At 40.2% G+C, this 9420-nt stretch carries 8 protein-coding genes; 6 read left to right on the forward strand and 2 right to left on the reverse strand.

What is annotated here, in order from left to right:
* Window positions 1–4 precede the first annotated feature (4 nt).
* The 4 genes from VB797_RS03030 (at window position 5) to avd (ending at window position 5042) form a co-directional block, all read left to right on the forward strand.
* Entirely contained in the window at window positions 5–1030 is a 1026-nt protein-coding gene (locus tag VB797_RS03030; RefSeq protein ID WP_323236141.1) for a MoxR family ATPase, read from the forward strand.
* 8 nt (window positions 1031–1038) lie between these two features.
* Window positions 1039–1317, forward strand: a complete 279-nt coding sequence (locus VB797_RS03035; protein WP_323236142.1) for a hypothetical protein — start codon at window positions 1039–1041, stop codon at window positions 1315–1317.
* A gap of 21 nt (window positions 1318–1338) precedes the next feature.
* The gene (locus VB797_RS03040; RefSeq protein WP_323236143.1) at window positions 1339–4572 is read left to right on the forward strand and encodes an SAV_2336 N-terminal domain-related protein; all 3234 of its coding nucleotides are present in this window, start codon (window positions 1339–1341) and stop codon (window positions 4570–4572) included.
* A 131-nt stretch (window positions 4573–4703) separates the two neighbouring features.
* Entirely contained in the window at window positions 4704–5042 is a 339-nt protein-coding gene (gene avd, locus VB797_RS03045) for a diversity-generating retroelement protein Avd (RefSeq protein WP_323236144.1), read from the forward strand.
* A gap of 307 nt (window positions 5043–5349) precedes the next feature.
* Here the strand turns inward: avd and VB797_RS03050 are convergent, their stop codons facing one another.
* The gene (locus tag VB797_RS03050) at window positions 5350–5658 is read right to left on the reverse strand and encodes a HigA family addiction module antitoxin (RefSeq protein WP_323236145.1); all 309 of its coding nucleotides are present in this window, start codon (window positions 5656–5658) and stop codon (window positions 5350–5352) included.
* A gap of 14 nt (window positions 5659–5672) precedes the next feature.
* The gene (locus VB797_RS03055; protein ID WP_323236146.1) at window positions 5673–5957 is read right to left on the reverse strand and encodes a type II toxin-antitoxin system RelE/ParE family toxin; all 285 of its coding nucleotides are present in this window, start codon (window positions 5955–5957) and stop codon (window positions 5673–5675) included.
* A 70-nt stretch (window positions 5958–6027) separates the two neighbouring features.
* Between VB797_RS03055 and VB797_RS03060 the strand changes: the two genes are divergently transcribed.
* Both VB797_RS03060 and VB797_RS03065 read left to right on the forward strand, forming a co-directional pair.
* Window positions 6028–6870 (forward strand): formylglycine-generating enzyme family protein, encoded by an 843-nt coding sequence (locus VB797_RS03060; protein WP_323236147.1) that lies wholly within the window; start codon window positions 6028–6030, stop codon window positions 6868–6870.
* Window positions 6871–7311: 441 nt separating this feature from the next.
* Window positions 7312–9252, forward strand: coding sequence for a heavy metal translocating P-type ATPase (locus tag VB797_RS03065; RefSeq protein ID WP_323236148.1), 1941 nt, complete (start codon window positions 7312–7314; stop codon window positions 9250–9252).
* The last annotated feature ends 168 nt before the right edge of the window (window positions 9253–9420 follow it).

The following is a 9420-nucleotide window of genomic DNA, read 5'->3' on the forward strand; positions in this document are numbered from 1 at the left end:
TATTATGAATGACTGGAAAATTTTTCAAGCTGGTAAAGAACCCCATGATGATATCCAACACTTACCACCCCCACCAAGTTGGCGTAAATATGGTGATGACAACAAAAGTAATGAGAACAAAAACAAACGCGGTGCTACGTTTCAAGCTCGCGCTGAAGATGTTGAGTTAGTTAATGCGGCTTTGTATCTACGACGACCTTTATTAGTTACGGGGAAACCGGGTACGGGAAAAACATCCTTAGCTTATGCTGTTGCTTACCAGTTACAATTGGGTGAAGTTTTGTACTGGCCAATTACAACTCGTACTACTCTCAAAGATGGGCTTTATTCCTATGATGCGATCGCACGTCTTCAAGATATCCCGCAAAAAGGTTCAAATAATTCGGGTAGTAGCGAAAATAATTCAAATAATCTCAGCGAAATTGGTAAATATATTCAACTTGGGCCATTAGGAACCGCTTTATTACCATCCAAAAGACCACGAGCATTACTGATTGACGAAATTGATAAAAGCGATATTGATTTACCCAACGATTTATTACACGTTTTTGAAGAAGGAGAATTTGAAATCCCCGAACTTGTGCGGATTGCCGAAAAGTTGAAAGATGTGGAAGTACGAACTGCTTATAAAGATAAAACAGAACATACTTACCAACATATCAAAGTTAATATAAACCAAGGGCGCGTACAATGCAATAACTTTCCCTTCATTATCCTCACCAGTAATGGAGAGCGAGATTTTCCCCCAGCATTTTTACGTCGCTGTTTGCGCTTAGATATCCGAGATCCCAACGAAAAAGAGCTAGAAAACATTGTTAAAGCTCATTTTTTGGATAAGAATAATGAAGTTGAGTTCTTAAAAGAAGCTGAGATATTAATTAAGGAATTTCTCAAACAGCGCGATAATCAACAAGAATTAGCAACCGATCAACTACTGAATGCAATTTATTTAATGACTCGTAAATACGCACCCGCAGGTCAAAATAAAGATGAATTGATTAAACAATTGTTCAAGAGCCTTAACCCATAGGATAGATTATGCAGGTAACTGACTCTGAGGGTAATTCTCGTTCCCAGGCTCAGCCTGGGAATGTCTTACGGGAGGCTCTGCCTCCGGTGTATAAAGAAGGCAGAGCCTTCATAGATGCGTTCCCAGCCAGAGACTGGGAACAAGGAATGCGTTCCCAGCCAGAGACTGGGAACAAGGAAGAGCCAGAGACTGGGAACAAGGAAAGGAAGGAAGTGAACCAATCACGGTCGTTGCGATTGCTGAGTCCTGATGGACACGCTTCGCTCGCAATGACATTATGTAATTAATTATATTTAGATACTTAGATAATGAAGCAGGTAACTGACTCTGAGGGTATTGGTAAATTATGGGCTTCTTTAAAGCAACTTCAACTCGAACTAGATGCTGAAGAAATCGCTGACCTGTTATACTTAGCAGTTCAAATTGGTGGTGTTAATAAAACTTCTGCGACAACAAAACCTGTTGAAAAAACCCAGACAAAGACTACTACAACAGAGGCTGAAGAAACTCAGTTACCAGCAACACCACCACCAGCTATTCCCGAACCTGCACAACCAGCAGCATCTGTCAATCTTCCCAGTTCCTCAGATGATACTCAGTCACAATCCGCTTCAGATAGTATTCCCTTTAAAACACCAGCAGCACCAGGATTGCGGAATCAACTGGCTTTAGCACGAGCATTACGTCCGTTGATGCGTAAGGTATCTTCTCGAACTAAAAAGATTTTAGATGAAGAAGAAACTGTAACCCAATTTGCCGAAAACAGAATTTTGATCCCGGTATTCAAACCAGAACCCGAACGATGGTTAGATTTGGCTTTGGTGGTGGAAAAATCTTCTTCTGTAGTAATTTGGCAAGAAATCATCGCTGAGTTTCAAAAACTAATTGAATTATCAGGTGCTTTTCGGTCTGTTTCTACTTGGAGTTTGCAAACTGACGAAAAAGGTGAGATTAAACTTTTTGCACAGCAGAATAAATCGGCTAGTAAACAACGTTCTCGCAGTCCCAAGGAATTATTAGACTCAGCAGGTAGACGTTTAATATTGTTGGTTAGCGATTGTACTTCTGATATTTGGTATCAGGATAACATTTACCAAATATTAAAGCTGTGGTCTAATTCCGGTCTTTTAGCGATCGTTCAACTATTCCCCGAAAAGTTATGGACGAGAACTGTGATGGGTTTTGGCTATCCAGTACTGTTAAATGCGCTTGAACCCGGTGTTCCTAACAAAAAACTTAAGGTTGAGGAATTGCCAGTTTGGGAAGAAGTGGATGTAAATAAAGGCATCGCTCTACCTGTAATTACACTAGACCCGGATTCTGTAAAACAATGGTCGCGGGTAGTTGTGGGGGTAGGAAGTACGCAAACAGCAGGGATTTTATTCGACCCTAATGAAATTCCCAAACAACGGGATATATCGCCAAAAGATACCAGTAATAATAATAAATTATCCGCAAAAGACTTAGTAAATCGGTTTCGAGCAACCGCATCCCCAACAGCAAGACGTTTAGCTGGTTTAATGGCAACAGTTCCAGTAAGTTTACCTGTAATTCATCTAATTCAGCAAACATTATTAAAAGAATCGATGCAGGTTCATGTGGCTGAAGTATTTATGAGCGGTCTTTTAAAGCCACAGTTACCCACGGACAAGGCAAATACAGTCATTGCGACACAAGGAAGCAATCCCAAACACCTGGCTTCTCTTAATTATGATTTTGTTGAAGGAGTTAGGGATTTATTAATTGATTCCGTTCCGACACCGGATGTGGATGAAGTTTTGCATGAAGTTTCTCAGTATATTGCTAGCAAAGCCGGTATCTCGATTAAAAACTTTGCAGCCCTGCTATCTCCTGATACTGAATGGGATGAAAAAACTAAGCAAGATATTGACATTAAATCCTTTGCCAAGATTACTACTGATACTTTATATCGTTTAGGTGGAGAATATGCGGCTTTTGCGGAGGATTTAAAACTCAAACCTTCTAATGCTAAAACTCAACCATCTCCAGAAACACCTGAAGATTTTCCACCTTTGGAAAACTTTGATTTTGAAATTGCCAATATTGTTATCCAAGAACCGCAAAAAATCTTAATTTTGGCAGCAAATCCTAAAGACACAAGCAAGCTACGTTTGGATGAGGAAGTGCGTGAAATTGAAGCGGGATTAGAACGAGCCAAAAATCGCGACCAATTTATCTTAGAAGATAAGTTGGCAGTGCGACCAAGGGATATTTATAGAGCAATGCTCGATCTAAATCCGCAGATTGTGCATTTTTCCGGACATGGATCGGGTGATGAAGGTCTGATATTTGAAGATGAAACCGGACAAACAAAACTAGTTGATGGAGAAGCCTTAGCGGGACTGTTTGCACTATTTCCCGAAGTTGAGTGTGTTGTTCTGAACGGTTGTTATTCAGAAGTGCAGGCTAGTGCGATCGCGCAACACGTTAACTACGTAATTGGCATGAAAAAAGCGATTGGAGATCGAGCAGCAATTGAATTTGCTGTGAGTTTTTATGATGCTTTAGGCTCTGGACGACCTGTAGAATTTGCTTATAAATTAGGTTGTGCGGCGATTCGCTTGGCAGGTATTGAGGAGCATTTGACACCTGTGTTACTTAAAAAGTCAGATACATCTTCAGCTATTGCCATTCAACCCTTTGAATTTGAAGTCGCTACCATCGAACTCAAAAAAACGGGCTTTTTTGGACGCAAAACGGAATTAGTTATCAACCGTCGTCGTCAGCAAGCTAATGGTTTTAGTGAATATTTAGAGAATCAAGGGGATGAAACAGCACTAGAAATGGTACAAATACCCGGTGGAACCTTTACAATGGGCGCACCGGAAACCGAGGAAGGTAGTAAAGATGACGAACGTCCGCAACATCAAGTTACAGTTCCCGATTTCTTCATGGGAAAATACCCAGTCACCCAAGCCCAGTGGAAATTTGTCGCGTCTCTCCCCCAAGTAAACCGCGAACTAAAAGCCGATCCATCTTATTCTAAAGGAGATAATCGACCAGTTGAGCGAGTAAGCTGGTTTGATGCAGTGGAATATTGCCAAAGGCTTTCTCAACATACCAAGAGAAACTACCGTCTACCAAGCGAAGCGGAATGGGAATATGCTTGTCGGGCTGGAACAACAACCCCATTTCACTTTGGTGAGACGATTACATCAGAATTAGCAAATTATGATGCTGAATACACTTATGGTGTTGGAACAAAGGGTACTTCTAGAGGAGAAACAACAGAAGTAGGCAGTTTTGGAATAGCAAATGGGTTTGGATTATACGATATGCATGGGAATGTGTGGGAATGGTGTGCAGACGAATATCATGATAATTATGAAGGAGCAACGACAGATGGCAGTGCTTGGATAGATGAAAGCGATAATGATAATCGTTCCCGGCTGCTGCGCGGTGGTTCGTGGCTCAACGATCCTGGGAATTGCCGTTCTGCTTATCGCTACGACAGCAACCCCGACATCGATAGCAGCGCTTTCGGGTTTCGGGTTGTGTGCGGTGTTCGAGGACTCTTATAGCCCTTGACACTTTTACACTTTTACCCTCTGCTCTTTGATTTTTACCCTTGTTAAGCGTAGCGGAGCGGAGCGATCAAATTTTTTTATTGAGTGTTTCAACTAAATTTGAAATTTTTTAATAACTATTATATATGGATGAACTACCAATTATTCAACATACATACGATTTGATTAAATGGTATGTTCCAATTTTAAATCGTCTGCCCAAGACTTATAAATTTACCTTGAGTGATAGAACTATCAATGGATTATATAATTTATTAGAAGGTTTAATTATTGCTCGCTATGCAAAGGAGAAAATCACGCATCTAGAAGCTCTAAATATTCAACTAAGTATTTTACGTTATCAAACGCGACTTTTGCTGGATTTTAAGTTGGTACAAACCAATCGTTACGAATACGCGGTAAAATTAATCAACGAAATTGGTACAGAATTGGGTGGTTGGATTAAACAGCAAAGCCAGCGCTAGCAATATAAAAAGTAACATAATATGAAACGTCGCGGTAATGTTTACCCTCAAGTTATTGAATTTGAAAATATACTATCATCTGCTAAAAAAGCCGAAAAAGGTAAGCGTTGCAATCAATAATGACCTAGTTTTTTCGTCCACATGAAACAATTTGCGGATGCTGTCATGAATCAATTGGTTGAGGATGGTGCGTGACGGTATTTTCAATTCGATTGTGTTATGCTCGATAAATTTTCGTAACCGTCACAGCACCCTACAATGTATCGGAAATAAAATGGCGATCGCATTTTTTAAATCTACACGAAAATTAGGCTACATCGTTAAACTCAAGTTGAAGTATTTTATCGTATACCTCCCCATTCTCTTCAAGAGCCTGACGTATATCGTACCGTGCTTGTAAATTTAACCAAAACTGAGCGCTGTTACCAAAATAGCGAGATAAACGCAAAGCTGTATCGGCTGTAATACTACGTTTAAAAGATAAAATTTCACTAATTCGCGTTTGGGTTACACCTATATCTTTACTTAAGCGATAGGCGCTAATATTTAAGGGTTCTAAAAATTCTAGCTGTAGGATTTCGCCAGGATGGATATTTGGCAAACGGTTGTTGTTCATAATTATTTCGTGTATTAGTGGTAATCAACTATTTCAACATCCGTAGCATTATTTTCGTCTGTCCAAACAAAGCAAATTCGCCATTTATCGTTAATGCGAATACTATATTGTCCAACTCTGTCACCAACTAGCTTTTCTAAGCGATTACCAGGAGGAACGCGCAAATCGTTAATTGATGTTGCAGCGTCAAGGATGAGCAGTTTCCGTAAACTAGTTTTTTGGATATCAGATGGATACACAGAAGATTTAAAGGCATCGAAAATAAGCTTCGTTTCTTCAGATTTAAAACTAACAATCACAATACTATCGTTTCTCGGTACTATCGTCAAGCGTTAGTATACACTTGTAGTTTACTAAACATAAATAGCAATGCCCAAAATACTCATTAACCGTTCTCAAGGAACAGCACAACAGTTTAGCGAAAATTTGGGCAATCAAGTCCAACTAAAAATGGTACAAATACCTGGTGGAACCTTTACAATGGGCGCACCGGAAACTGAGGAAGGTAGTGGAGATGACGAACGTCCGCAACATCAAGTTACAGTTCCTCCATTCTTCATGGGTAAATACCAAGTCACCCAAGCGCAGTGGAAATTTGTTGCATCTCTCCCCCAAGTAAACCGAGAACTAAAAGCTGACCCATCTGAGTTTAAAGGAGAGAATCGACCAGTTGAGTGTGTTTCTTGGTTAGATGCAGTGGAATTTTGCCAAAGACTTTCTGAACATACCAAGAGAAACTACCGTCTACCAAGCGAAGCGGAATGGGAATACGCTTGTCGGGCTGGTACTAATACACCATTTCATTTTGGTGAGACGATGACAACAGAATTAGCGAATTATCGAGGTACGGATAACGAAGAATATAAATGGTCAGGTTCTTACGGTCGGGGATCTAAAGGAATTTATCGGGAAGAAACAACAGAAGTAGGAAGTTTTGGAGTAGCGAATGGGTTTGGACTATACGATATGCATGGGAATGTGTGGGAATGGTGTGCAGACGAATGGCATGATAATTATGAAGGAGCAACGACAGATGGCAGTGCTTGGATAGATGATAATGATAATCGTTCTCGAAGGCGGCTGCTGCGCGGTGGTTCGTGGTACTCCGATCCTGGGTATTGCCGTTCTGCTTATCGCGACAACTTCAACCCCGACGACGATAGCTTCCATTTCGGATTTCGGGTTGTGTGCGGTGTTCGAGGACTCTTGTAGCCCTTGACACTTTTACCCTTTTACCCTCTGCTCTTTGGCTTTTACCCTTGTTAAGCGTAGCGGAGCGGAGCGATCAAATTTTTTTTATTGAGTGTTTCAATGTCTTTTACAGCAATTTGCTTTCTAATTGAGGTACATTCCCCTACTCCCTACTCCCTACTCCCTTATAACGATATGTCCTGTACCTCACTGCAATGAAATCGGCTGTAAGTTTTTAACGGTTGCGATTACTACCCTTCCCTACGGGACACCTTGCGGTGAACGGGAAAGCGTTCAGCTAACGTTTCGCTGAACGCTCCACTCGTAATGACAATATACAATTAATTTCGCGCAACCACTTAACAGTTAGAAACGATCAATATTTTACTCAAGGTTAACATTGACATTAACATTGACATTAAAGCTTATAATAAAAACCAAAGTTATTTATCGATTCCCAGCATGGCTAGTTATTCATTGAGAAGAACTGATTTTAGAAAACTGATTTTAGAACACCCAGATGCTGTAGCGGCACTTTTCTGTGCAGTACTTTTATTTTTCGGTTGGTTGTGTTTGCAGTTTGGTTGGATTGGATTGGCTTTACTGGTTCTGTGTGCAGCTTATGTAATTGGAGGTTATGACAGCGCAAAAGAAGGATTAACTACGCTATTTGCCGAAAAAGAATTCGATGTCGATTTATTAATGATAGTAGCAGCCTTGGGAGCAGCATTTTTAGGACTTTGGCGACAAGAATATCATTTAATTGTCGATGGTGCAGTGTTGATTCTGATTTTTGCTATCAGTGGTGCATTAGAAGGTTACGCTATGCAGAGAACAAACCATGCTATTAGCAAATTGATGGGTTTGACTCCAGATACTGCAAGGGTAATATTGTCTGGTGAAGAAAAGCTTGTATTGATTGATAAATTAGCAATAAACGACAAACTGTTAGTTAAACCAGGAGAATTAATTCCTACTGACGCTGTAATTATCCAAGGTGCAAGTAATCTTAACGAAGCTTCCATTAGTGGAGAATCTTTACCTGTAGAAAAAACTGTAGGAGATCAAGTCTTTGCAGGAACTATAAATGGAACATCCGCTTTAATACTAAAAGTCCACCAACCACCAGAAAGTAGTTTAATTAAAAGGGTAATCCGCTTAGTACAACAAGCTCAAACCGAAACACCACCATCACAAGTCTTTGTAGAAAATTTAGAACGCACTTACGCCAAAGTAATTGTAATATGCGGTATATTGCTGGCTACCCTTCCACCATTTATTTTTAATTGGGACTGGGAAACAACTATTTATAAGGCTTTGATTTTTCTTGTAGTGGCTTCTCCCTGTGCGTTAATGGCTGCTATCATGCCTGCATTATTATCTGGAATTGCGAATGGAGCCAGAGATGGTATTTTATTTAAAGGTGGAGCAGTTTTAGAATTAGTGGGTAAAGTAAAGGCGATCGCTTTTGATAAAACTGGAACTCTCACCACTGGAGAACCCCAGGTGATAGAAGTTATAGCTGTTGATGGGGATATAAATCAAGTTCTGTCAGTTGCTGCTGCTGTAGAAGTTTATTCAGAACATCCTATTGGTAAAGCAATTGTCCAAGCTGCTAAAAATAAACATCTGAATTTAATACCTGCGAATAATGTAGTTTCTCACACAGGTTTTGGTATCAGCGGTCAAATTGAGAAAATATCTATAAAAGTTGGTAATGCTAAATTTATACAAACGGATTCGCAGTTACCTAGAGATTTAATTGCAGCTAGCGAAAATCTAGAAACACAAGGGAAAACAATAGTTTGGGTTGCGAATACCGACAAAATAATCGGAATTATTGCCGTTGCAGATACAATACGTCCGGAAGCAGCAAAAACCATCCACCGCTTAAAAAAACTCGGTATACAAAACATAATTATTTTGAGTGGCGATCGGCAACTGACCACTAACTATATTGCCCAACAGCTAGGCATTTCTGAAGTTTATGCTGAACTTCTCCCCGAAGACAAAGTAACCGTAATTCGTCGTTTAAAAAAAGAATATAAAACAGTTGCAATGGTCGGCGATGGTATAAATGATGCTCCTGCCTTAGCCACGGCATCCGTAGGTATCGCGATGGGAACTACAGGTAGCGATATAGCTTTAGAAACAGCGGATATCGTATTAATAGCAGACCGTTTAGAAAAATTAGTGGCTGCAATTCATCTCGGTCGTCGTGCAATTAAGATTATCAAACAAAACATTGTTTTTGCTCTATGCAGTATTAGTTTGCTATTAGTTGCCAATTTTACGACTGGTATAAATCTTCCTCTTGGTGTAATTGGACATGAAGGGTCTACGGTGTTAGTAACCTTGAGTGGTTTGCGATTACTTAGGAATACTAATAGTCGATTGCATTAAATATGATGGATAAAATTTTCGTAGTGCGTTCACGAAGCGCACACTTCGTGAACGCTCGTGATCAATAGCGAGCGAGCTAAAAGCAACCAGCGAGCCATCTAAAAGCAACCAGCGAGCCATCTAAAAGCAACCAGCGACCAAGATGGTCGCACTACCATAACCCCTCAT

Origin of the sequence: Rivularia sp. UHCC 0363 (assembly GCF_034931125.1) — a bacterium.
Lineage (GTDB): Bacteria > Cyanobacteriota > Cyanobacteriia > Cyanobacteriales > Nostocaceae > Rivularia.